This is a genomic window from Dechloromonas sp. ARDL1, from assembly GCF_051122455.1.
Lineage (GTDB): Bacteria > Pseudomonadota > Gammaproteobacteria > Burkholderiales > Rhodocyclaceae > Azonexus.
Genome location: NZ_CP168939.1, coordinates 1,749,714 through 1,771,268 on the forward strand (window position 1 = coordinate 1,749,714; position 21,555 = coordinate 1,771,268).

26 protein-coding genes and 2 tRNA genes are annotated in these 21,555 nt (G+C 58.1%); 12 read left to right on the forward strand and 16 right to left on the reverse strand.

The window, feature by feature from the left end:
* Nucleotides 1–42: 42 nt before the first annotated feature.
* From AB6Q56_RS08685 to AB6Q56_RS08730, 10 genes are all read right to left on the reverse strand, one after another.
* A tRNA-Pro gene (locus AB6Q56_RS08685) sits at nt 43–119 on the reverse strand.
* A gap of 37 nt (nt 120–156) precedes the next feature.
* Nucleotides 157–534: a MerR family transcriptional regulator gene (locus AB6Q56_RS08690; protein WP_434516657.1), complete on the reverse strand. Its 378-nt coding sequence runs from the start codon at nt 532–534 to the stop codon at nt 157–159.
* Entirely contained in the window at nt 518–826 is a 309-nt protein-coding gene (locus tag AB6Q56_RS08695) for an integration host factor subunit alpha (protein ID WP_223879645.1), read from the reverse strand. The genes AB6Q56_RS08690 and AB6Q56_RS08695 overlap by 17 nt, the downstream gene beginning before the upstream one ends.
* 7 nt (nt 827–833) lie before the next feature.
* The gene (pheT, locus tag AB6Q56_RS08700) at nt 834–3,218 is read right to left on the reverse strand and encodes a phenylalanine--tRNA ligase subunit beta (RefSeq protein WP_434516658.1); all 2,385 of its coding nucleotides are present in this window, start codon (nt 3,216–3,218) and stop codon (nt 834–836) included.
* A gap of 21 nt (nt 3,219–3,239) precedes the next feature.
* Nucleotides 3,240–4,286 (reverse strand): phenylalanine--tRNA ligase subunit alpha, encoded by a 1,047-nt coding sequence (gene pheS / locus AB6Q56_RS08705; RefSeq protein WP_434516659.1) that lies wholly within the window; start codon nt 4,284–4,286, stop codon nt 3,240–3,242.
* 85 nt (nt 4,287–4,371) lie between these two features.
* Nucleotides 4,372–4,731 carry a 50S ribosomal protein L20 gene (gene rplT, locus AB6Q56_RS08710; protein WP_434516660.1) on the reverse strand — a complete coding sequence of 120 codons (360 nt, stop codon included), beginning with the start codon at nt 4,729–4,731 and terminating at the stop codon, nt 4,372–4,374.
* A gap of 11 nt (nt 4,732–4,742) precedes the next feature.
* Entirely contained in the window at nt 4,743–4,940 is a 198-nt protein-coding gene (gene rpmI / locus AB6Q56_RS08715; protein ID WP_027458635.1) for a 50S ribosomal protein L35, read from the reverse strand.
* A gap of 102 nt (nt 4,941–5,042) precedes the next feature.
* On the reverse strand, nt 5,043–5,522 hold the full coding sequence (infC, locus tag AB6Q56_RS08720; protein ID WP_434516661.1) for a translation initiation factor IF-3: 480 nt from the start codon (nt 5,520–5,522) through the stop codon (nt 5,043–5,045).
* Nucleotides 5,523–5,590: 68 nt separating this feature from the next.
* A complete protein-coding gene (thrS, locus tag AB6Q56_RS08725) occupies nt 5,591–7,507 on the reverse strand; it encodes a threonine--tRNA ligase (protein WP_434516662.1) in 1,917 nt (638 codons plus the stop codon).
* 139 nt (nt 7,508–7,646) lie between these two features.
* Nucleotides 7,647–7,723, reverse strand: a tRNA-Val gene (locus AB6Q56_RS08730).
* A gap of 102 nt (nt 7,724–7,825) precedes the next feature.
* Here AB6Q56_RS08730 and AB6Q56_RS08735 point away from each other — a divergent pair.
* From AB6Q56_RS08735 to AB6Q56_RS08755, 5 genes are all read left to right on the forward strand, one after another.
* A complete protein-coding gene (locus tag AB6Q56_RS08735) occupies nt 7,826–7,963 on the forward strand; it encodes a hypothetical protein (RefSeq protein ID WP_434516663.1) in 138 nt (45 codons plus the stop codon).
* Nucleotides 7,964–7,972: 9 nt separating this feature from the next.
* The gene (locus AB6Q56_RS08740; protein ID WP_434516664.1) at nt 7,973–8,173 is read left to right on the forward strand and encodes a SlyX family protein; all 201 of its coding nucleotides are present in this window, start codon (nt 7,973–7,975) and stop codon (nt 8,171–8,173) included.
* Nucleotides 8,174–8,175: 2 nt separating this feature from the next.
* Nucleotides 8,176–9,162: a DHH family phosphoesterase gene (locus tag AB6Q56_RS08745; protein ID WP_434516665.1), complete on the forward strand. Its 987-nt coding sequence runs from the start codon at nt 8,176–8,178 to the stop codon at nt 9,160–9,162.
* A 73-nt stretch (nt 9,163–9,235) separates the two neighbouring features.
* Nucleotides 9,236–9,547: a helix-turn-helix domain-containing protein gene (locus tag AB6Q56_RS08750; protein ID WP_434516666.1), complete on the forward strand. Its 312-nt coding sequence runs from the start codon at nt 9,236–9,238 to the stop codon at nt 9,545–9,547.
* A gap of 2 nt (nt 9,548–9,549) precedes the next feature.
* Entirely contained in the window at nt 9,550–10,833 is a 1,284-nt protein-coding gene (locus AB6Q56_RS08755; protein WP_434516667.1) for a type II toxin-antitoxin system HipA family toxin, read from the forward strand.
* A gap of 205 nt (nt 10,834–11,038) precedes the next feature.
* Here AB6Q56_RS08755 and AB6Q56_RS08760 read toward each other — a convergent pair whose 3' ends face one another.
* Both AB6Q56_RS08760 and AB6Q56_RS08765 read right to left on the reverse strand, forming a co-directional pair.
* Nucleotides 11,039–11,596 (reverse strand): hypothetical protein, encoded by a 558-nt coding sequence (locus AB6Q56_RS08760; RefSeq protein WP_434516668.1) that lies wholly within the window; start codon nt 11,594–11,596, stop codon nt 11,039–11,041.
* Nucleotides 11,596–11,802 carry a hypothetical protein gene (locus AB6Q56_RS08765; protein ID WP_434516669.1) on the reverse strand — a complete coding sequence of 69 codons (207 nt, stop codon included), beginning with the start codon at nt 11,800–11,802 and terminating at the stop codon, nt 11,596–11,598. The genes AB6Q56_RS08760 and AB6Q56_RS08765 overlap by 1 nt, the downstream gene beginning before the upstream one ends.
* 160 nt (nt 11,803–11,962) lie before the next feature.
* Between AB6Q56_RS08765 and AB6Q56_RS08770 the strand changes: the two genes are divergently transcribed.
* The 5 genes from AB6Q56_RS08770 (at nt 11,963) to AB6Q56_RS08790 (ending at nt 15,277) form a co-directional block, all read left to right on the forward strand.
* Nucleotides 11,963–12,178, forward strand: a complete 216-nt coding sequence (locus AB6Q56_RS08770) for a hypothetical protein (RefSeq protein ID WP_434516670.1) — start codon at nt 11,963–11,965, stop codon at nt 12,176–12,178.
* The gene (locus tag AB6Q56_RS08775; protein WP_434516671.1) at nt 12,175–12,300 is read left to right on the forward strand and encodes a hypothetical protein; all 126 of its coding nucleotides are present in this window, start codon (nt 12,175–12,177) and stop codon (nt 12,298–12,300) included. The genes AB6Q56_RS08770 and AB6Q56_RS08775 overlap by 4 nt, the downstream gene beginning before the upstream one ends.
* 91 nt (nt 12,301–12,391) lie before the next feature.
* A complete protein-coding gene (gene istA / locus AB6Q56_RS08780; protein ID WP_434517118.1) occupies nt 12,392–13,888 on the forward strand; it encodes an IS21 family transposase in 1,497 nt (498 codons plus the stop codon).
* The gene (istB, locus tag AB6Q56_RS08785; RefSeq protein WP_434517117.1) at nt 13,878–14,678 is read left to right on the forward strand and encodes an IS21-like element helper ATPase IstB; all 801 of its coding nucleotides are present in this window, start codon (nt 13,878–13,880) and stop codon (nt 14,676–14,678) included. Before istA ends, istB begins: the two co-directional genes overlap by 11 nt.
* Nucleotides 14,679–14,836: 158 nt before the next feature.
* Nucleotides 14,837–15,277 (forward strand): hypothetical protein, encoded by a 441-nt coding sequence (locus tag AB6Q56_RS08790; protein ID WP_434516672.1) that lies wholly within the window; start codon nt 14,837–14,839, stop codon nt 15,275–15,277.
* 20 nt (nt 15,278–15,297) lie between these two features.
* Here AB6Q56_RS08790 and AB6Q56_RS08795 read toward each other — a convergent pair whose 3' ends face one another.
* The 4 genes from AB6Q56_RS08795 to AB6Q56_RS08810 all read right to left on the reverse strand — a co-directional run bounded on the left by AB6Q56_RS08795 (nt 15,298) and on the right by AB6Q56_RS08810 (nt 19,632).
* A complete protein-coding gene (locus tag AB6Q56_RS08795; protein WP_434516673.1) occupies nt 15,298–15,618 on the reverse strand; it encodes a hypothetical protein in 321 nt (106 codons plus the stop codon).
* A 132-nt stretch (nt 15,619–15,750) separates the two neighbouring features.
* On the reverse strand, nt 15,751–16,212 hold the full coding sequence (locus AB6Q56_RS08800; RefSeq protein ID WP_434516674.1) for an HGGxSTG domain-containing protein: 462 nt from the start codon (nt 16,210–16,212) through the stop codon (nt 15,751–15,753).
* Complete coding sequence (locus AB6Q56_RS08805; RefSeq protein WP_434516675.1) at nt 16,212–16,667, reverse strand: hypothetical protein; 456 nt, start codon at nt 16,665–16,667, stop codon at nt 16,212–16,214. Before AB6Q56_RS08805 ends, AB6Q56_RS08800 begins: the two co-directional genes overlap by 1 nt.
* Nucleotides 16,668–16,689: 22 nt before the next feature.
* The gene (locus tag AB6Q56_RS08810) at nt 16,690–19,632 is read right to left on the reverse strand and encodes an LPD38 domain-containing protein (RefSeq protein ID WP_434516676.1); all 2,943 of its coding nucleotides are present in this window, start codon (nt 19,630–19,632) and stop codon (nt 16,690–16,692) included.
* Nucleotides 19,633–20,685: 1,053 nt separating this feature from the next.
* Between AB6Q56_RS08810 and AB6Q56_RS08815 the strand changes: the two genes are divergently transcribed.
* Nucleotides 20,686–21,171: a hypothetical protein gene (locus AB6Q56_RS08815; protein WP_434516677.1), complete on the forward strand. Its 486-nt coding sequence runs from the start codon at nt 20,686–20,688 to the stop codon at nt 21,169–21,171.
* Between the two features lie 68 nt (nt 21,172–21,239).
* Entirely contained in the window at nt 21,240–21,488 is a 249-nt protein-coding gene (locus AB6Q56_RS08820) for a hypothetical protein (protein ID WP_434516678.1), read from the forward strand.
* Nucleotides 21,489–21,555: the final 67 nt, after the last annotated feature.

Genomic DNA, 21,555 nt, shown 5'->3' on the forward strand with positions numbered 1-21,555 from the left:
GCCACAAATTAAAAAACCGGCCTAGGCCGGTTTTTTTAATTTTGGTCGGGGCGGCGGGATTCGAACTCGCGACCCCTTGCACCCCATGCAAGTGCGCTACCAGGCTGCGCTACGCCCCGACACGAGACCTGCATTATATCCGAAAATCCGCCGTTTTCACAGCTGCAACATATCAATGATGGATTTCAATTCACTGCGCAGGCCTCCGGGTATTTTGGCAACTTCCGGAACATCGGCGACAGCGATTTCGACTACCCCCCCCTCGTCCAACCTATTCCGCGCACCACTAATCGTAAACCCTTGATTATAGAGAAGTTCACGGATGCGACGCACCAGCAAAACCTCGTGGTGTTGGTAATAGCGGCGGTTGCCCCGTCGTTTAACCGGCTTCAGTTGGTTGAACTCCTGCTCCCAGTAGCGCAGCACATGGGGTTTGACACCGCACAACTCACTGACCTCACCAATGGTGAAGTAGCGCTTGGCGGGAATCGGCGGCAATTCATCGCCGCCTGCAATTTTATGCCGCGGTTCCATCGAAGGCTAATTCAACGTCCGATTTAAGTTTCTGGCTGGCGTGGAAGGTAACGACACGGCGTGCCGTAATGGGGATTTCCTGGCCGGTCTTGGGGTTGCGCCCGGGGCGCTGCGGCTTGTCGCGCAGCTGAAAATTACCGAAACCGGAGAGCTTTACGCCATCACCGGTTTCAAGGGCATTGCGGATTTCTTCGAAGAAGGCCTCAACCATGTCCTTGGCCTCACGCTTGTTGAGGCCCACTTTTTCAAACAACAGGTCGGCGAGCTCGGCTTTTGTCAGCGTCATCGTTATTGTTCCGTCAGGCACGCAGTTGAGCACCGAATGCCTGTTCGAAACAGGACACCAGTTGCTGCATTGCAGCATCAACTTCCGAATCTTGCAAAGTGCGTTGAGTATCTTGCATAACTATACGGAAAGCAAGACTTTTTTTGTTTTCAGGAACCCCTTTGCCGACGTACACATCGAACAACTGGATGTCCTGAATGAGCCCGGAAACCTGACCTTTCAAACTATCGATCAGGGTCTGCAAGGCAACGTTCTGATCAACCACGATGGCGAGATCGCGCACAACCGGCGGAAATTTCGAAACTTCCACGTAAGCCGGGACACGAACCGACTTCACTGCCGCAAAATCGAGCTCGAACAGCACCGGGGCTTGCGGTAAATCATACTTCTGCACCCACTCCGGGTGCAGTTCGCCGATGCAGCCGATTTCCTGAGCATCCAGCAGAACGCGCGCCGCACGCCCCGGATGCAGGGCCGGATGGGTCAGCTTTTCGAAGCGCAGCATGGCCGGTGCGAGGAGCGCTTCGATATCACCCTTGACGTCGTAAAAATCGACCTTGCGCGAACCCGCGCCCCAACCTTCCGGCAAGGCACCACCAAATGCCAGGCCGGCCAGCTTCCATGGCTGGCGAAAGCCAGCCACCGGCTGTGCCGCCGCATCACGATGGAAAGTGCGCCCGACTTCGAACAAACGGACACGGTTTTGTTTGCGCTTCAGGTTGGTAACCAGGTTCGAAATCAAGCCGCCAAACAGGTTGGAACGCATCACCGCCATCTGACTGGCAATCGGATTAGCCAAGCGAATCAGGTCAGCCTCGGCGATTTTCGCCGCGAAATCGGCCTCCCAGGCCTCCTCGACGAAGGCATAGTTCACCACTTCCTGATAGCCACGATCAGCCAGCATCTGGCGGATACTGTAGGCCGGGCGCTGCGCCTCGGGCTTCCGCATCATCTCCATGCGACCGCGCGGCGCCGGCGACGGGATATTGTCGTAGCCGTACAGACGGGCGATTTCCTCGATCAGATCTTCCTCGATTTCCATGTCGAAACGCCAGGACGGCGGCGTCACCAGGAAATCGTCGCCCTGCTGCACGAAGGACAGGGCCAGTCCCTTGAACAGACCGGCAATGCGCTCGGCCCCCAGGGCCAGGCCAAGAACCTTCTCGGCACGGGCGGTGCGCAGACGAACCGGCGTCCGGGCCGGCAACTCAGCCTTGGCTTCGGTCACCGGACCGGCCTGGCCGCCGCAGATTTCCAGAATCAGCTGCGTCGCGCGCTCGATAGCGGCACGCGTGCCGCCGAAATCAACGCCCCGCTCGAAGCGGTGCGACGCATCCGACGTAAAACCGTAGCGACGGGCACGGCCGGCAATGGCTTTCGGCGCAAAGAAAGCCGACTCCAGGAAAAGCTCGGTCGTGTCGAGGGTGATACCACTCTCCTCGCCGCCCATGATCCCAGCCATAGCCAGAGGTTTGGCGTCGTCGGCGATCATCAGCACATCACTATCGACGGCAATGGCCTGTTCATTGAGCAGCAATAGCTTTTCTTCCGGATTAGCCATGCGGGCATGCACGGCGCCTTCCAAGCGGGTGTTATCGAAGGCGTGCAACGGTTGGCCGAGTTCGAGCATCACGTAATTAGTAATGTCGACCAGGGCTGAAATGGCACGAATGCCGCTACGCTCCAGACGGCGCTTCATCCACTCCGGTGTCGGCGCCTTGGCATCCACATTCTTGACGATACGTCCGTAGTACAGCGGGCAGGCGGCCGGCGCGTCGAGCACCACCGCACGCATGTCGGCAATACTGGCCGGCACTTCCGCTACTTGCGGCAGCGACGCAGCTGCACCGGTAATGGCCCCGACTTCACGAGCAATCCCTTGCAGCGAGAGGCAGTCGGCACGGTTCGGCGTCAGCTTGATCTCGAAGACGTTATCGTCAAGTTCCAGGTACTGGCGAATCGACTGACCGACCGGCGCATCGGCCGGCAGGATGAGCAGGCCGGATGCCTCTTCGGCAATACCCAGCTCCTTGGCCGAACACAGCATGCCGGAGGATTCAATGCCGCGCACCTTGGCGATCTTGATGGTGAAGTCACCCGGCAGTTTGGCGCCAGGCAGCGCGCACGGCACCTTGAGTCCGACAGCGACGTTCGGCGCACCGCAGACGATGGTCGTCGGACTGCCGCTGCCGGTATCGACTTGGCAGACATTCAGGCGGTCAGCGTCCGGATGCTTGACGACTTCCAGAACATGGGCGACGACGACGCTGTCGAAAACGGGAGCAACCGGGTCAAGCTCCTCAACTTCGAGGCCGGCCATGGTCAGCAGATGGGATAGTTCCTCGCTCGTCAGCTTCGGATCGACAAGGGTACGCAACCAGGATTCGGAGAATTTCATTGGCGTGTCTCGAAAATGGAATCAGGCGAACTGGCGCAGGAAGCGCAGATCACCTTCGAAGAACAGGCGAAGATCATTGACGCCGTAACGCAGCATGGTCAGGCGGTCCGGCCCGAAGCCAAAGGCGAAGCCGGTGTATTTTTCCGGATCGATGCCGGCGATGCGCAAGACGTTCGGATGCACCATGCCGCAGCCGGCGATCTCTAGCCAGCGGCCCTTCAGCGCACCGCTCATGAAAGCGACGTCAATTTCAGCCGACGGTTCGGTAAACGGGAAAAAGGACGGGCGGAAGCGGACGGTCAGATCGTCGGTTTCGAAGAAACTCTTCAGGAAATCGGCGATCACGCCCTTCAGATCGGCAAAGGAAACGTTCTCGCCGACCCACAGGCCTTCGACCTGATGGAACATTGGCGAATGCGTCGCGTCGGAGTCGACGCGATAGACGCGGCCCGGGGCAATGATACGAATCTCGGGCATGGTTTCCAGTTGGCCGAACTTGGCGACGTGAGCCTGCATGTAGCGCGCCTGGATCGGACTGGTGTGGGTACGCAGCAGCACCTTGTCGGCCAGTGTGCCGTCCGGGTTCTGCAGGTAGAACGTGTCGTGCATCGAACGGGCCGGGTGATCCTCGGGCGTGTTCAAGGCGGTGAAGTTGTGGAAATCCTCTTCGATTTCCGGGCCATCGGCGACTTCGAAGCCGATCGAGGCGAACAGGGATTCAATGCGCTCCAGCGTGCGCGTCACCGGATGCAGACCACCGCGCGCCTCGGCGCGTCCGGGCAGCGTGACATCGAGCGCCTCTTCGGCCAGGCGTGCTTCGAGCGCGGCCTTGCGGATGGCTTCACGGCGCTCGTTGAGCGCGGTTTCGACCGCGGTCTTGGCGACGTTGATTGCCGCGCCGGCAGTTTTCTTCTCCTCGGGTGGCAGTTTGCCGAGGCCCTTCAGGAGTTCGGTAATCTGGCCGCTCTTGCCGAGGAAACGGGCCTTGACCTGCTCCAGCGCGTCCGGGTCGGAAATGGCAGCGAATGCGGCTTTGGCTTCGCTAACGATCTGATCGAGATTGTCCATGGACTTGTTCCAGCAAAACTACCGACAGCAAAACGAATAAACAAAAAAGGAGGCTTGCGCCTCCTTTTTTTTCAAGAGCTTAAGCTCAGGCGCCGAGCTTGGCCTTGGCCTGGGCGGCCAGAGCAGCAAATGCCGGCTGATCGAAGACGGCCAGATCGGCCAGGACCTTGCGGTCGACTTCGATATTGGCCTTCTTCAGACCATTCATCAGGGTGCTGTACTTCATGCCCAGCTCGCGAGCGGCGGCATTGATACGGGCGATCCACAGGGAACGGAACTGACGCTTGCGTTGACGGCGGTCACGATACTGATACTGACCAGCCTTCATCACCGCCTGCTTGGCGATGCGATATACGTTCTTGCGACGACCGCGGTAACCCTTGGCCTGATCAAGAACCTTCTTGTGACGGGCGCGAGCCGTTACACCACGTTTAACTCGGGACATGTTCTATCTCCTTACGCGTAGGGCATCATGGCGCGGACGGATGCGACGTCGCGCTCGTGAACAGCAGTAGCACCGCGCAGGTGACGCTTCACTTTGGTGGTCTTCTTGGTCAGGATGTGACGCTTGAAGGCTTGGCCACGCTTGATGGAACCACCAGCGCGGACCGAAAAGCGCTTCTTGGCGCTGCTCTTGGTCTTCATCTTGGGCATTTGGATGCTCCTTAATGTCATGCCGTCAGGTGGTTCCCGGCGGGAACGCTTGTACTACCCGAAAGCACTTGTGTTGCCGCGGCGAACCGCGGGTACCGCCTTTTACTTCTTCTTCGCCGGCCCGATGATCATGATCATCTGACGACCTTCCATCTTCGGCATCTGCTCGACGGCACCAACGGCCTCGAGGTCTGCCTTGATACGTTCCAGCTGGCGCATGCCGAATTCCTGATGCGCCATTTCGCGACCCCGGAAGCGCAAGGTCACTTTGACCTTGTCGCCCTCTTCCAAGAAACGCGTCATATTCCTGAGCTTGATCTGATAGTCGTTCTCGTCGGTACCCGGGCGCAGTTTGATTTCCTTGACCTGCACCTGTTTCTGCTTCAGCTTCGCTTCGTGAGCGCGCTTCTGCTCTTGGTACTTGAACTTGCCGTAATCCATGATGCGGCAGACAGGCGGCTTTGCCGTCGGCGCGATCTCGACCAGGTCAACCCCGGCTTCCTCGGCCATCTGCAACGCAGTACGGATATTCACAATCCCTAGCTGCTCACCTTCAACACCCTGGAGACGAATCTCCGGCACCGTGATCTCATCGTTTAAACGATGGGCCTTGTTCTGAGCGATGGTAAAACCCCCGAAATATCAAATAATTAAGCCGTGCCACTACGCGCCGCGACTTCCCCTTGGAGTCGCTCGATCAGCGCCTCGACAGTCATCTGTCCGAGATCCTGACCACCGCGTGTACGCACGGCCACCAGTCCGTCCGCCTTTTCCTTATCGCCTACAACAAGCTGATAAGGCAGCCGGTTCAAGCTATGTTCGCGAATTTTATAGGTAATTTTCTCATTACGCAAATCCGCCTCGGCCCTGAAGCCTGCCTGATGCAGCTTTTGCGCAACATCGGCAGCATAATCGGCCTGCTTTTCGGAGATATTCAGCACCACCGCCTGTACCGGCGCCAGCCACAGTGGCAGGGCGCCGGCAAAGTTCTCGATCAGGATACCGATGAAGCGCTCCAGCGAGCCGAGGATGGCGCGATGCAGCATGACCGGCACCTTGCGCTCGTCGTTGCCGGCGACGTACTCGGCACCAAGACGCCCCGGCATCGAGAAGTCAACCTGCATGGTGCCACACTGCCAAGAACGGCCAATAGCATCCTTGATATGGAATTCGATCTTCGGGCCATAAAAAGCCCCCTCGCCCGGCAGTTCGGCCCACTCCAGGCCGGAAGCGCGCAAGCCTTGACGCAGCGCATCCTCCGCCTTGTCCCAAACCTCGTCTGAGCCGACGCGACTATCCGGCCGCAGCGCCAGCTTGACCTCAACATCGTTGAAACCAAAATCGGCATAGACCTTCTTGACCAGCGCATTGAAGGCAGTCACTTCCGATTCGATCTGGTCTTCCGTACAGAAGATGTGACCGTCGTCTTGCACAAAACCGCGCACTCGCATCAGGCCATGCAGCGCCCCCGTCGGCTCGTTGCGGTGGCAGGAGCCAAATTCGCCGTAACGCAGCGGCAGTTCACGGTAGGAGCGCAGGTCGGAATTGAACACCTGCACATGACCCGGACAGTTCATCGGCTTCACCGCGTAATCGCGATTCTCTGAGGACGTGGTGAACATGTTGTCCTTGTAGTGCTCCCAGTGGCCCGACTTTTCCCACAGCGACTTGTCGAGGATCTGTGGGCAGCGCACTTCCAGGTAGCCGTTGTTGCGATAGACGGCGCGCATGTACTGTTCGATTTCCTGCCAGATCGCCCAGCCCTTGGGGTGCCAGAAGACTAGGCCTGGCGCCTCTTCCTGCATATGGAACAGGTCGTATTGCTTGCCAAGGCGACGGTGATCGCGCTTCTCTGCCTCTTCCAGCATGTGCAGATAGGCGTCGAGATCTTCCTTCTTGGCCCAGGCCGTGCCGTAGATGCGCTGCAGTTGTTCGTTGCGGTGGTCGCCGCGCCAGTAGGCGCCGGCCACCTTCATCAGTTTGAAGACCTTGAGTTTGGCCGTGCTTGGCACGTGCGGGCCACGGCACAAGTCGATGAAGTCACCTTCGCGGTACAGCGACACCTGCTGGTCAGCCGGGATAGCCTCGATCAACTCGGCCTTGTACTTTTCGCCCTGATCGAGAAAGAACCTGACCGCATCGTCGCGCCCCCAAACTTCGCGACTGACCGGAATATCCTTCTTGGCAAGCTCGGCCATGCGCTTTTCGATGGCGGCCAGATCTTCCGGCGTAAACGGGCGCTTGTAGGCAAAGTCGTAATAGAAGCCGTTTTCGACAACCGGACCAATGGTGACCTGGGCCTCCGGGAACAACTCCTTGACGGCGTAGGCCAACAGGTGAGCGGTCGAGTGGCGGATAACCTCGACACCCTCCGCATCGCGCTCGGTAATAATCGCCAGATCGACACTCTTGTCGATCAAATAGGAGGTATCGACCAGAACACCATCGACTTTACCAGCCAGTGCCGCACGAGCCAGACCGGCGCCGATGCTAGCGGCGACTTCAGCAACGGTGACTGCTTGCTCGTAGGAGCGGATGGAACCATCGGGCAGTTTGATATCAGGCATGGCGGAATCTCTGGATAAAAATCTGGACGAAAAAAAAGTGCGGTCCGAGCCGCACTTTTTTTGACGAATAGCTGACTCGATTACAGTTTCTGAACTTCGGTGCAAGTTCGGAACAGCATGATCAGCCTCATCAGGAATTTGGTAGGCGGTATTGGAATCGAACCAACGACCTCCACGATGTCAACGTGGCGCTCTAACCAACTGAGCTAACCGCCTGAAGAAGGCCGCATTATAGACCCTTATTCGCCCTTGTCAACAGCCTTTCGCGATTTTTTTGAAGCGCAGTACACTTCGCATCAGTCATCGAGGAGAGAAACAATGAGCAACGTATGGATTGTGCTCGGCATTTGCGTCATCGTCATCCTAGGAGCTGCACTCCCCCTGATCCGACAACGCGATCAAACACCACCGCCGCCCCCCAAGGAAACCCTGCGCGACTGGCGCAACGAGAAATAAGGAAGCAATGTGGAATCACGCATTACCGAACTGGAAATCAAGATCAGCTACACCGAGGATCTGGTCGAGGAACTGAACCGCACCGTTTTCCGCCAGCAACAACAAATCGATCTATTGGCGAAGGAACTGCGCAACCTCCGTGACCAGGTCCAGAACAACCAGCCCCAAGAGTTTCGCAGCCTGCGGGACGACATCCCGCCGCATTACTGAGCATGGAACACCCTGTCACGATTCTTTACCACGGCGACTGCCTGGATGGCTTCGGAGCGGCCTACGCCGCTTGGCGACACTATCGAAGTAATGCCATCTATCGCCCCATGCACCACGGCGAGCACTGGAACACAGACGATGTGGCCGGACACGAGGTTTTCATCCTCGACTTTTCGTTTCCGCCGGCAGTACTTGAGGAGATGGCAAGAGTCGCCCGCTCGGTAACCCAGATCGACCACCACGCCTCGGCCTTGAAGGAATGGTCAGCTATCGCCCAGCCGGATGGCGAGGCGTATTACTACAGCCACCCGGCACTGCCACTCAAGATCCACTTCAACCTGAACAAATCGGGCGCTCGCCTGACGTGGGATTATTTTCATCCGGAAACCCCCACGCCCCTCGCCATCCGGCACATTGAAGACCAGGACATGTGGCGCTTTGCGCTGGCCGGTACACGCCCCTTCTGCCGCGCCTTGCGATTGATGCCGTTCGACCTGGAGAGGTGGCATGCGCTGATTGTGGACACCGACAATGAATCGACTGAGCGCTACGTGGACATGGTGAAATCGGGCACGGCCATCGAAACATTCTTCCAGCGCGAAATTGATGGCCTGGCGCAAGGTAGCCTGTGTGGGCCGGCACGCCTGCGCGGTGAACCGGTGGACGCCCTGCAGGCGCTACGCCACGGACAAGCCATTGTCTCCTCAGGCGATCGAAGCTGGCTTGCCGTCAACGGGCTGGCCGTGAATGCCAACGCGCTGTTTGCATCGGATCTGGGTAACCTGCTGGCCGAAAAAGGGGCGAGCTTCGGACTGATCTGGCAACTCTCAGGCGACGGCGAGGTCAAGGCATCGCTGCGCTCCAGAGGAAGCAGCCCCGATGTATCGGTAATCGCGGCACGCTATGGCGGCGGGGGCCACCCCAATGCAGCCGGTTTCCGCTTGCCGGCCAGGCAGTTTTTCAGCGAAGTACTGGGCATCGAGAACTGAAATAAAATTAATAGACGTTTTTAAATCCATAATATATAAATATTAAATTAGCGGACTTTTAAGCAACCATTAAATGGATATATCAAAGGCAACCGAAGACTGGGAAGCCGAGCTGGGGGAACAAGTCCGCCAGCTTCGTCTGCGCGCCAATCTCGACCAGCAGTCACTAGCCAGGCGAGCGGGAATTGGCCTGAGCGCGCTGAAAAATCTCGAATCCGGCAAAGGAGCAACCTTGAAAACGCTGATCAAGACCCTGCGTGCGCTTGACCGTGCCGCCTGGCTGGAAACCCTGGCTCCGAACGTTTCGATTAGCCCGCTGCAAATGCTCAAGACGCAACCTGTACGTCAGCGTGCTTCGCGCCCCCGCAAGCCAAAAGCCGAATAAGCATGCATCGTCCCGTTCACGCCATCGAAGTCCGCATCTGGGGGCAAACCGTCGGCGCCGTCGCTCTCGACCCCCGGCTGGGCTATTACGCCTTCGAATATGATCCGCGCTTCGTTGCCTCCGGCATTGATCTGTCACCACTGACCATGCCGCTCGCCAAAGCCCGCGAGCCCTTCATCTTCACCGACCTGCCAGAAGCCAGTTTCAAGCGCCTGCCCGCCCTGCTGGCCGATGCGCTTCCCGACGACTTCGGCAACAGCCTGATCGACGCCTGGATGGCAAGCAAGGGCGTGGCGAAGTCGGCGATCACGCCGCTCGACCGATTGGCCTACATGGGCAAACGCGGCATGGGTGCCCTCGAATTCCGTCCGACCCGTGGCCCCAACGTCGCCAGCCAGACCGCGATCAAGCTCTCGAAACTGGTCGACAGCGCCCGCCAGGCCGTGCACGGCGAAATCGACACCGATACACATGCCAAGGCCGCGCTGGCCCAGATCATCCAGGTCGGCACCTCGGCCGGCGGTGCACGGGCCAAGGCAGCCATCGCCTGGAACCCGGCCACCGATGAAATCCGGGCCGGCCAGTTCGACGTCGAGGAGGGCTTCGAACACTGGCTGCTCAAGTTCGACGGCATGGGCAAGGACAATGAGTTGGGGGCTTCGCAGGACTATGGCCGCATCGAGTACGCCTATTCGCTGATGGCCCGGGAAGCCGGCATAACCATGATGCCCTGCCGCCTGCTCGAGGAGAACGGCCGCGCCCACTTCATGACGCGCCGTTTCGACCGCGACGGCAATCACAAGCATCACATGCAGACGCTGTGCGCCATGGCCCACCTCGACTACAAGCAGAAGGCGACGCACGACTACAGCCAACTGTTCCTGACCATCGTACAACTGGGCCTCGGCCACGCAGCGCTCACCGAAGCCTTCCGCCGGATGATTTTCAACATCATGGCGGCGAACTGCGACGACCACAGCAAGAATTTCTCCTTCCTGCTCCGCCAGGGCGGCCAATGGGAATTAGCCCCGGCTTACGACGTGACCCACGCCTACAATCCGCAAGGGGAATGGACCTACCAACACCTGATGGGCATCGGCGGCCGTTTTTCCGCCATCACGCAAGGCGATTGCCTGACCATCGCCGACCGTTTCGGCATCGGGCCGGCCAAACAGGTCATCCGGGAAGTCAAGTCGGCCATTGCCCGCTGGCCTGAATTTGCCGAAGCGGCAGGTGTCGATGGGAACGAAATCGTGCGAATCGGGCGACAATTCAGCCCGCTTTGAAACCGCCAACAAAAAACCCGCGCGCGGCGGGTTCCATGGACTGACAACGACAATGAACAACTGCTTGATGGTGCCAGGAAGGGACTCGAATAAATCGCCGTATTAATTGCAGCACAACGATTTCAATTTAAAACAAATCAAAGTTACACACAAAGTTACACACACCAATTCGTTGCTGCCACCTGTTTATTGAAGGCGCAAAGACTCACCCAGCGCTGAGCGTTGGCGCTTGATGATCGATCTCGGCAAGAATTTTCACTAAATCCTCTACGAACTCAGGGTCAGGCTTGATCGCAAGTACTTGGCCATGATTGGTATGGACCTTGATTCGAAGGGTCTTGGCATCCGATGGCGACAATACAAAGCCATCGCACAGATCACGCATCCACTGATTATTGTCCCCAAGTGGAATTGCCCAGTAAGCATCCTGACCATCATTGATAGCGTACGGAATGCCAACTGAATACCTGTCTTTTACGACGGTAATAACAGCATGTCTTTTTTTTCGAAATCTTCCGACCTGCATGCTGACATTGTTGATCACCGTGCTTCTCGTACCGACATTCGTAACAGACAAGAAAAAGAAGTCGGTTGGATCAACGCCCCCACCGACCATAGTTCGAACTCCACAAAATCCACGAAGGCGAATGCGCTCAGATGACCGCGCCAGGTACAGCGCAACCATACCTGCCGACATTGACCCTAATCCTGATACCCAGTCAGCAACAGATCCCCAATTCACAGTCGCCCAATCAACTGACATTACTTTGGTTCCTTCAGCACATCCCGATTGATCTTCTCAGCTTGCACCAAGGAGCCACAGCAGGGGCAGGCCTCAATGCCCTGCTTTTCCCTCTGCTTCTTCAGCGCCACATAGAGTGTATTCGCCGATAGGCCGACCTGTTTGGCAGCCGCAAACGGCGTCATTCCCTGGTTTACCAGCGCGATCGCTTCCTGAGTTTTCGACATTACTTGCTTCCAATGTGATGTATTTGCTACTGGTCGTAGTCTAGTCGTAAATAGTTGTTGACGCCATATACGACTAGTCGTACGATTATTTGCAGCAATACGATTTCCTTCAACCCCGCCAGCGGCCAGCACGACAGCGGCAATCAATGAGGATCTAGCCATGACCACCATCAACGTTTCTGAATCTAAGTTCAATGACGCCAATCAGCGCCTGCAATCTGCCAAGGCAACGCTGTCCTGCCTTGCTGCCATGCTGCGCGAAGGCATCATGAGCGAAGAGCTATCGGCCGAGGCTATCCAGGGTGTGGCCTTTGCGGTCGGCGATGCCTGCGAACTGCTCAATCAAACGGCTGTGCTGCGGAAGGCACGGGGATGAATACCAGCATCACTCGCCCCGATCATCGGATTCGGTTCGATCCCGAGGCCGCAAAACACGCCGGCCACCAGGATGCAGTTGCCCTACTCGTCGAACACCTGTTGACGCTCGTTGAAAACTGACCAGAAAAGTGGGGGTGTGCGCGCTGAAAATTGACCAGGGTGATTAACTCGTCCGCTCATTTTTTGAGCAGGATTTTAGGAGATGATCACCATGAAGGATCTGGGAAGGATTCGGCGGTTGTTTTATCGGGATGGCCTATCGCTGTCCGAGATTTCGCGGAAGACGGGGTATAGCCGGAACACCGTCAAACGTTGGTTACGGACACCGGAAGGGGCGGAGCCGAAGTACGAACGGCAGAACCCGAACATCAAGATTGCCCCGTATGCGGCGCGCCTGATCAAGGCACTGGAGGCGGATGCCCGCCGTCCGAAACGGGATCGGCGCACAGCACTGAAACTGTTTGGCGAATTGCAGGCCGCCGGATTCACCGGTACCTACTGCCGGGTCACCGAATTCATCCGGCGCTGGCGGGCCGATGGCGGTGCAGCCGTCAGTAAAGCCTTCGTTCCGCTCCACTTCGAGTTGGGCGAAGCCTTCCAGTTCGACTGGAGCGAAGAGCATCTGGTCATTGGCGGGGTCTGGCGCAAGATTCTCGCCTCACATCTGAAACTCTGCGCCAGTCGGGCCTTTGTCGTTCAAGCCTATCCGACGCAAGGTCACGAGATGCTGTTCGATGCCCATACCCGCTCGTTTGCGGCGCTGGGTGGCATTCCCCGGCGCGGCATCTACGACAATATGAAGACGGCCGTGGATAAGGTGCAGAAAGGCAAATCCCGCATCGTCAATTCGCGCTTCTCGGCGATGGCCTCCCACTACCTGTTTGATCCGGATTTCTGCAATGTCGCCAGCGGCTGGGAGAAAGGCGTCGTCGAGAAGAACGTCCAGGATAGTCGGCTCCGTCTCTGGCAGGATGCCGGCAAGGAGCGATTCAGTTCATTCACCGAACTGAACGTCTGGCTGCTCGAGCGCTGCCGGGGGCTGTGGCAGGAATTGCGTCATCCCGAGTACGCTGACCTGACAGTGGCCGAGATGCTCGAACACGAACAACCGAGCCTGATGCCGATGGTCGCATCCTTCGATGGCTACGTCGAAACCTTGGGCAAGGTATCGAGCACCTGCCTGGTGACGCTGGATCGCAACCGCTACTCGGTACCGTGCGAACTGGTGGGCCAAGCCGTCAGCCTGCGTCTTTATCCGGAACGGATCGACATTGTGGCGCACGATACTCGGGTGGCCAGTCATCCCCGCAACTTCAGTCGGCAGCAAACCCTCTACGACTGGCAGCACTACATCCCGCTGATCGAACGCAAGCCAGGGGCCTTGAGAAATGGCGCGCCGTTTGCCGACATGCCGGAGCCATTGCAACGATTACGCAGCTTGCTCCTGCGCCGGGAAGGTGGTGATCGGGTGATGGCCAAAGTGCTATCGGCAATTTCGCAGTTTGATCTGGAAGCGGTGCTGGTTGCCGTCGATCTGGTGCTGGAGTCCGGCCTACCCAGTGCCGAGCACATCGAGAACATGCTCAACCGCCTGAAGTCGGGTCCCATGCCGCCACCGGTGGAAACGCCACTCACCCTCAGCGAAGTACCGATTGCCGATACCGGCCGCTATGACCGCTTGCGTACCGAGGTGACTGATCATGCGTGAGCTGATGAGCGAGTTCAAGGAACTGCGTTTGCACGGCATGGCCGGTGCCTGGGAGGAGCTGACAGCCAACGGTAGCAGCCGTGTCGAAGCCTCACGTTGGCTGATCGAACATCTACTGCAAGCCGAGCATACTGATCGAGTGATGCGTTCGATTGGCTATCAGATGCATGCGGCCCGCTTCCCGGTACATCGTGATCTGGCCGGATTCGACTTCGAACAATCGAAGGTGGATCAGAAGCTGATCCGGCAACTGGCCGACCTCTCCTTTGCCGAGGAAGCCCAGAACGTCGTGTTCATTGGTGGCACGGGCACTGGCAAGACCCACCTCGCGACGGCGCTGGGTGTCTCGGGCATTACCCATCACAGCAAGCGGGTGCGTTTCTTCTCGACGGTTGATCTGGTCAATGCGCTGGAACAGGAGAAGGCTGCTGGCAAAGCCGGGCGGATTGCCTTGGGGCTGCTGCGCATGGATCTGGTCATCCTCGATGAGTTGGGCTATTTGCCGTTCAGTCAGGCCGGTGGCGCCTTGCTGTTCCACTTGCTGTCGAAACTCTACGAGCACACCAGTGTGATGATCACGACCAATCTGACCTTCGCCGAATGGCCGAGCGTCTTTGGCGATGCCAAGATGACCACTGCCTTGCTCGACCGGCTGACGCATCACTGCCATATCGTCGAGACCGGGAATGAGTCGTTTCGCTTCCGGCACAGCACGGCAACGGCCAAGTCGAGGATCAAGGCGCGGGAGCAGAGCAAGCGGGGAAATCCACCCGAAGCAGATCCGTTCTGATCGAGGCCGCGTTGGGAAATCCGTTCCGGACTCCGTCCTCCACGGCTTTCCCAACGCATTCGTCGTGGCTCGGAAATCAGTTGTTCTGAGCTACACTTATCCACAAGCCCACCTATGTCAGGTGGCTATCACACCTGGTCAAAATTCAACGCGCACAGGTGGTCAAATTTAAACGCGCGCCGACAAGCGTCGTGCGTATTTTGGAAGAAATCCAGGCCAGCGGTGAAGTCGACAGCGTTACGATGATGAACGCCCTCAGCAAGGTCATTGCCACGATCAAGAAGTGCAAGAATGGGTCTTACTTCGCGCTAAATTCCGCTTGGGACTTCCTCTGGACGTTCGTGAAAAATTATCTCTGGAACGAGCTTTGCGCTATTCCAGGCTTAGGAACCGCTGCAACCGCACTCCGATCAGCAATGGAGAGCATCAACGAGGAAATGTTCTCCCTGCACTCAAAGATCGACATCGAGATCAAGAACACGGTAGGCGCTGAAATCAAGAAGCTGGAAGGCAAATCTAGCGCGCCCTTCCTTTCCTACGACAAGAATGGCTACGCCCTTCCGGATCTGCCTAAAAAGCTGATCGAATCGAAAGCCTAGGAACGCACAGGCGTGATGCATTAGGCGAATCCGAAGGCCCGATTCAGCGCCGCAAAATCCACTTCTGCGCACTTTTCCTTGATCCGGTACATCGACACCGAATAGCTATCGCCGTGTAGTCTGCGATTGGCCGGCTGCTCAAGATATCGCTTGCTGCGAACCCCTGGAATGATCTCGATCACGCCATAGCGTGCCAGCCATGAAACGGCAGCCCGCACCGGGTACTCTTCAACGCCCATGAACCGCGCGATATCGGCTGTCGTGAAACGCTTCTCAACGCTCCGCTCTACGTATCGTTCGATGGCGTCCCGAACTGCATCGGTGGGTAAGTGCTGTCCCATTGAAAGCTCTTGTACGGTGGCGATGTCCAGTATTTTCGGGCGCCAGCCAGCACCCCTTTAGCTAGACCGTGACTCAACATTTGACTATCCACCTCGTTAAAAACTCGCCGTACCTTGGCAATAACTTGCCCCCTATGATTTAGGTTTTTCGAAGTCGGAAAAGCCGGAACAGGTGTCTCCAGTCGGCCTGCTCGGGATAACCCCCTTGGCGACGGCCAGGCACGCGCCATTCGAAGCGAACATCGCGCAGCGCTCACAAAGTTGCGAATAGTTTGCTTCTTTCAAGATCCATGACTTGGGTTTTTCGGGAACGATTTTCGGCGGTTCAGGAGGCGCCAATACATAGACTTGATTGGACAATTCAGCGCAATTCCCCCTTACCGAAACCTTACCGCCTGGCTCCCTTGGGGTAACCTTTGGGTCATCCTTGCGCGGCCTTCCCCCCTTCCTGCCGTTGATCCTGCTCTGTTCCTTGCCCGCCTCGGTGGTTGGCCCGGTAGCCAGCCCACCATGAAACTTGCAGCGACCATTCGAGTAGATGGCCTTCTGCTTACATGGTGTGCCTGCCCTGGTCTTCGCCCCGCAGGTGTCCATCACTGCATCCCAAGTTCCCTGCGCGCCTCAAGGATTTCACGGCGCCGGCTGCAGTCATGGCTCGGTGGTACTTCAACAGCAATCTTGCGCAACGTTTCCAGCCGCTCAATTTCCTTCTGGTTGGCTGCACGCTTCGCAGCCATCTGGGGAGAAACCGCCGGCACCTCAGGCTGCCATTCGACAATCTCTGTGGGTGCTTCTCCTACAATCCACAGCAAACGATTTTCGATGTTGTCCAGGGAACGGGCATAGACCTGCACATCACCGTAGGTCGGGAAGGTAGCGACGAGGCGCCTGGCACCATCGACACTCTGCTGCTTCCGGAAGGTGATGCCGCAATCTTGCGCACCGCTCCACAGATCGGGACGCAACTGCCAGGCGATGCGGGAATCCATCACAGCCAGGCCGGAGGCTGCGATGCACTGATGGGCGTACCAAGTCGAACGAGTAGTCATTTGTAGTGCTCCAAGAGTTGGGTTATTTCTGCTGCTGCGCAGCCTTGGCGGCTAGCACGGCGTCTTTCAACAACAAGTTGCGTTCGACGGTCAGATCATCCAATCGCTGGCGCTTCTCGGCCGGCGTCAGACCCTGATCACGGCGAACATCCCGCATTTCCGAATTAATCCCCTGCAGGTTCTTGTTGGCTCGCTCGAGGGGTTTCGATTCACCGGCAAGCGGACCCTGCTCTTTCTGGTCAGCGAGATCCGGGCGCCCCATCTTGTCCAGTTCGCGCAGCGTGCCCTGCAGGCGCTTTGCCTCGCCGAGCATGTCGTAGAACTGCGTCTCGAACTTGGTGTGCTGGGCTGGTTCCTGGCTGTAGAAGCGGCGAACGACCGGCAGCTGATCGGTCCGAGTCTCCGGCAACTTGTCGCCGAAGAAGGCGCGATCAGACATCATCAAGCCATACATGCCCCAGGTGTTCAGGTATCCACGCAGCAGAGCCTCGGCGCGGGCCGGCGGCACTTGCAGCGATTCCGGCAGGCTGCTGGTTGCCATACCCAAGGCCTTCATGGTTTCACTGGTGTTCGGCTTGGCGCGCAGGAAGGGCTGCACGTTTTCCATGCCCGGGGTTTCGATTGGTGCCTTGGTGAAGGGATTCCTGTTGGTCGCTTGCTCTGCTAGCGGCGCCACGACCTGCGGCATGAAATTGAGGCTAAACGTGTTGCTAACGATGCGCGCGAAGTCCTTGCCGAGCCCGGCAGGATCGGATTGCATCAGCTTCTCGGTGGTACGTTCTGCCACGCTGGCCACGGCGCCGATCTCCCAAATCTTCGGATAGCGGAAATGCTGATCACCAACGAAGAAATGCCAGTTCGCGTCACGGTCCCAATCCGGCAAATACTGAAAACGCGGATCGTCACGATTGAGCATGTAGAGGCCAACCGATGCCAGGGCGAGCATGGCCGTTTTGGCGCCGATGGCTGCCTTGTTCGGATCGTGGGCGATGCCACGGTAAAGGCGATCCATCGAAATCACAGCCGGCCTGAGGAACATCACCGTGTCGTACATGAACCCCAGCGCCTTGGAGTCGCCCCGCATGGCAAAGTCAGTCGATACCTCACGGCCTTGATAGGCTGCATGGCGCGGATGTTCGCCGGCATCGATAGCGCGCTTGTATTCTCCAAGGCGCGTGCTCATCTCGAACGCATCAGCCATTGTCTCGATTGCGCCCAATAGCTTGTCCGGGGTATCCAGCACGGTGCGGTAATCTATGCCCTGCCGGTTGTAGAACTTCTCGAGCTTGGTCCGCACATGACCTTCATCCAGGAACATGCTCGACAGCCCGCCCCCGTTGGCCAAGTAGTCCTTATACAGAGGATCCTCGGTCATCCGCAGGCGCATCCCTTGGAGCGAATCGATCACTGGCCGGAATCCGGATCGGCTCATAACCGAACCCATGATCGTGTCGCGTGCGATGTTGGCCAGCATGAAATCGGGCGTCAGGGTGATGGTCGTCTGCCCTACCCGCTTCGGCAGGCCAAGCCACTTGGTCAGCCAGTCCATCGGCGGCCGGTCAATGGCGTTCAGTGCCCGGTACAGGATCGGATCAGCCACTTCGTACCAGACTGGTTTTCCCTGCTTCAGGACTGCAACGACGTTGCTCCCGGCCGGTGCCTGGTTGTGCAGCATGAACTGAAAGAAGGCCGGAGCCTCGCCATCGACCAGGAGGCCGTAGCGATTGAACATTTCGTCCATGACCTGATTGCCGGACACCTTGACCGGCCGGCTGCCGGGATCGATCTTGGCCATGAACTTGCCACCGCCGGGCCGGCTGGCCAGGTTCGCAATCTTCACCCGTGCTTCGTTCTTCACGGCGATATCGATCAATTGAGCCGCGTTGCCGATCATGTTGCCGAGCACATCGCGGATGTTCTCGGTACCGCCGGTCAAGGCTTCGATACCCTTCCAATCGCCCGGCTTGCCCTTTAGGCCGCCAGGCTGCTCCACACGGTGGAACGGCAGGTATTCGGTGCGCTTCCACTTGGCGCGCGTTTCTGGATTAAGTACGCCCTGTGCCTCGGCGAAATCGAGAACGCCACGGTTCCAGGCCTGGTATTCGGCGAAGGCCTTTCGGGCTTCCGGTGTTTCCAAGGCCAGCATGCCGCGAATCTCACCCTTGGTAAAAAGGTGCTCCCGCCCCTGCAGCATCAACTCGTTGGCAGACCGGCCGACGAAATACAGCAGTGCATCGTCCAGGCGTTCGGCCACCGGCTTGAGGATGTCCTGCAGCCCTTTTCCGCGGTAGGTGAAACTGCCGTCAGCATTCTTTACCGGGTAGCCGAAGCGTACAGCGCCGTCAGCGATCGAGGCTGAAGCACGCGACAGCCTAGCAGATTCATACGCGCCCACCGGTTCCAGTTTGCCGCCCTGCAGTTCACGCTCCATCCGATAGACGCCGTGCAGGTCATCTACGGTCGATTGCCGGAAGCGATCGAAAATACCGTTCATGGCGTCCGACAGCGGACGGTGGTCGCCGATCTTGGAACGGGCCCGGTCGACGGCATCCTGCGCAAACCAGCCGGTCATACCTTCCTGCGCCTTGCGCATCGGCGGTCCGTACTTCTTGTCGCTGGCCACAAAGCCTTCGATCCAGTTGAAGACCATCGGTGCGCGCTGCTGTAGCACATCCGGTTGCGTCATCCACAGACGAACAGACTCAGCCCAGCCTTCAGACACGCTTTCCTTGTCGTAGCTGACCGTTTTCAGTTCCTTGCGCAGTGCAGAGTTGCTGCGCCACTCGCGGGACAACTCCGGGACGCGAGCGTCGATCAAATGCGCCATTTCGTGCGCGGTCACCTCAAGGTCAGCATGTCGCTTGATGCGTACTTCCTCGTTACCTCGGCGGAAGAAGCCAAGGGCGTTTTTCATCTTCACCCGGCCGGTGTAGATCGAGGCGCCCAGATCCTTGGCGAATGGCACGATGATGTCCTCGCGGCGAATCGGCTTGTCTCGCCCGACAGCCGTGGCCGGCGCGGTACCAACCGGCGCCCGGGAATCATCGATCAGCGGAGCGTAATTCGCACCTGGTGCGAAGGAATACTCAGTGCCTGGATGGGCTGCACGTTCAGGTTCGGCAAGCGGTGTAAAACCGCGTGCTGGTTCGGCCGAAGGCCGAGAAGCGGGGAGCAGATCAGAAAATGCACTGGCCGGATTCACCAAATCAGGTCTAGCAACGGCGGCAGATCGGCTCAGGGGACCAGCATTCGGGTCGAGCATGGCTTGCGGCCGCGGCGCCTCTCCGGATTCAAGGCTAGTTCGGCTGGCCATCCCGCGTTGATTCGGCGCAGCAATACGTCCCTCGGAATTCCGGTCTTCCTTGACCATTCGGGTATCGGTAGCGTTTCGCCGTTCAAGGTCAGCCAGGCCGACTTTTTGAACCATCTCCGAACCGGTATCTCGAGAGACAGGCCAAGCCTCGCCCTGCGCAACAGGCAATCCCTCCCCAGAATTCCGTGGGCCTGCTCTGCCTGGGATGCTGTCATTACCTGTCCCTTGAATTCGATCTTCTGGCAATAAGCGCGCCGATTCATCTGATCGTTTCGTGTCGTCCAGCAACAATTCTCGGGGCCGTACCCCTGCTTCACGTCCAGTCGTCCCAACCATGATGTCGGGCTCGGCGCCGGCCCCATGTCGGACAGGAACGCTTGGTAACTCGTCCGCCACGCCAGGCAAACTGTAATCCCCGCTCCGCCGTATTGCGGGTACCCCGTGAACTTCGGGTTGTAACAGCGCTTCAGCATTGTTTTCCAGGCCGCTAGTTCTCTGGGCAACTTGTCCATCAATCGCTCCGTCATGCGTTACAGGATCGCGCGCCAAGGGGCCATCAGCCGGCCGGGCTACCTCTGATACAGCCGGGCCTGCGTTCGTTGCCAGCTCCTCTGGCACGATGGCTTCGGGCGTTGTTTCAACCTTGCCGGTGATGCGAGATTTGCCTGCCTTTGCTGCAGGCCCGATGACCATCGGCAGAACACCTTGGATCGTCGTATCGACCACAGTAGCCAGAGCTGGGCTATCAGTCGCCTCCAAGGTCTTGCCGCCGGCCCATTGGCCAGCCTCGGCCAATTTCTGGAACGGGTACGTAGCAATATCGGTTGCTGCTTTGCCCATTTCGCCGCGAGGCTGATAGGTCAGCGCCTCACCCACCTGGTGCACGACATCAGCACCCTTCTTGTCGGTCATGCCCAGGGCGTTGCCTGCCTCGGTTGCCAAACCAGCCAGTCCTGCAACCGGCAAGGCAACTGCTTGGCTGGCGAGGTTGGCCCCTGTTTCACCGATCGCGGTCAGCGGGTTTTCCAGGGCAGCCGTTTTCAGGATCGACGGGCGATCTTCCGTATCCGGCAGCGGCGTGAAGCCACGCTTCGGATGCGACGCTACCAACGGACTGAAGCCACGGCGCGGCGCTTCATCAAACTGCTCAAGCGGTGTGAAAGGCATGGCGCGAATACTCGTAATGAATAGGGCGGGCCATTCCAAGGTGATAGGCTACGGATTCCACTCTCATAGCTTTTTCACGAAAGGAACGGCCCATGACCTTAGAAGAACGCATAGCTGCGCTGGAAGTCAGCTTGGAGGCATCCAGATTTGTCATCAGCGCACTCCTGGCAACTTCGACAGATGCCCACAAAGTCTCGTTATTCCTGAACGCATTCGCTCAACAATTCGCAACGAATACAGTTGCGTCGCCAAATTTCTCACCAGAACAGCGAACCGCAGTTGTTGAGTTGCTTGCAAAGTACGAGCAGAGTGCGATTCAGGTTGGCAATGCAGCAAAGTAAATAGTGCTAGCGAGTCACGCTGAAGCTGTGGATGTGAATCACCTTGCGGCTTATCCGAGCGAGGAAT

What these genes read in the sequence shown, in the direction of transcription:
- AB6Q56_RS08690 (WP_434516657.1), bottom strand. Translation starts at nt 534, where the DNA reads ATGGAACCGCGGCATAAAATTGCAGGCGGCGATGAATTGCCGCCGATT.
- pheT (WP_434516658.1), bottom strand. Translation starts at nt 3,218, where the DNA reads ATGAAATTCTCCGAATCCTGGTTGCGTACCCTTGTCGATCCGAAGCTG.
- pheS (WP_434516659.1), bottom strand. Translation starts at nt 4,286, where the DNA reads ATGGACAATCTCGATCAGATCGTTAGCGAAGCCAAAGCCGCATTCGCT.
- rplT (WP_434516660.1), bottom strand. Translation starts at nt 4,731, where the DNA reads ATGTCCCGAGTTAAACGTGGTGTAACGGCTCGCGCCCGTCACAAGAAG.
- rpmI (WP_027458635.1), bottom strand. Translation starts at nt 4,940, where the DNA reads ATGCCCAAGATGAAGACCAAGAGCAGCGCCAAGAAGCGCTTTTCGGTC.
- thrS (WP_434516662.1), bottom strand. Translation starts at nt 7,507, where the DNA reads ATGCCTGATATCAAACTGCCCGATGGTTCCATCCGCTCCTACGAGCAA.
- AB6Q56_RS08735 (WP_434516663.1), top strand. Translation starts at nt 7,826, where the DNA reads ATGAGCAACGTATGGATTGTGCTCGGCATTTGCGTCATCGTCATCCTA.
- AB6Q56_RS08745 (WP_434516665.1), top strand. Translation starts at nt 8,176, where the DNA reads ATGGAACACCCTGTCACGATTCTTTACCACGGCGACTGCCTGGATGGC.
- AB6Q56_RS08750 (WP_434516666.1), top strand. Translation starts at nt 9,236, where the DNA reads ATGGATATATCAAAGGCAACCGAAGACTGGGAAGCCGAGCTGGGGGAA.
- AB6Q56_RS08755 (WP_434516667.1), top strand. Translation starts at nt 9,550, where the DNA reads ATGCATCGTCCCGTTCACGCCATCGAAGTCCGCATCTGGGGGCAAACC.
- AB6Q56_RS08760 (WP_434516668.1), bottom strand. Translation starts at nt 11,596, where the DNA reads ATGTCAGTTGATTGGGCGACTGTGAATTGGGGATCTGTTGCTGACTGG.
- AB6Q56_RS08765 (WP_434516669.1), bottom strand. Translation starts at nt 11,802, where the DNA reads ATGTCGAAAACTCAGGAAGCGATCGCGCTGGTAAACCAGGGAATGACG.
- AB6Q56_RS08770 (WP_434516670.1), top strand. Translation starts at nt 11,963, where the DNA reads ATGACCACCATCAACGTTTCTGAATCTAAGTTCAATGACGCCAATCAG.
- AB6Q56_RS08775 (WP_434516671.1), top strand. Translation starts at nt 12,175, where the DNA reads ATGAATACCAGCATCACTCGCCCCGATCATCGGATTCGGTTCGATCCC.
- istA (WP_434517118.1), top strand. Translation starts at nt 12,392, where the DNA reads ATGAAGGATCTGGGAAGGATTCGGCGGTTGTTTTATCGGGATGGCCTA.
- AB6Q56_RS08795 (WP_434516673.1), bottom strand. Translation starts at nt 15,618, where the DNA reads ATGGGACAGCACTTACCCACCGATGCAGTTCGGGACGCCATCGAACGA.
- AB6Q56_RS08800 (WP_434516674.1), bottom strand. Translation starts at nt 16,212, where the DNA reads ATGGACACCTGCGGGGCGAAGACCAGGGCAGGCACACCATGTAAGCAG.
- AB6Q56_RS08805 (WP_434516675.1), bottom strand. Translation starts at nt 16,667, where the DNA reads ATGACTACTCGTTCGACTTGGTACGCCCATCAGTGCATCGCAGCCTCC.
- AB6Q56_RS08820 (WP_434516678.1), top strand. Translation starts at nt 21,240, where the DNA reads ATGACCTTAGAAGAACGCATAGCTGCGCTGGAAGTCAGCTTGGAGGCA.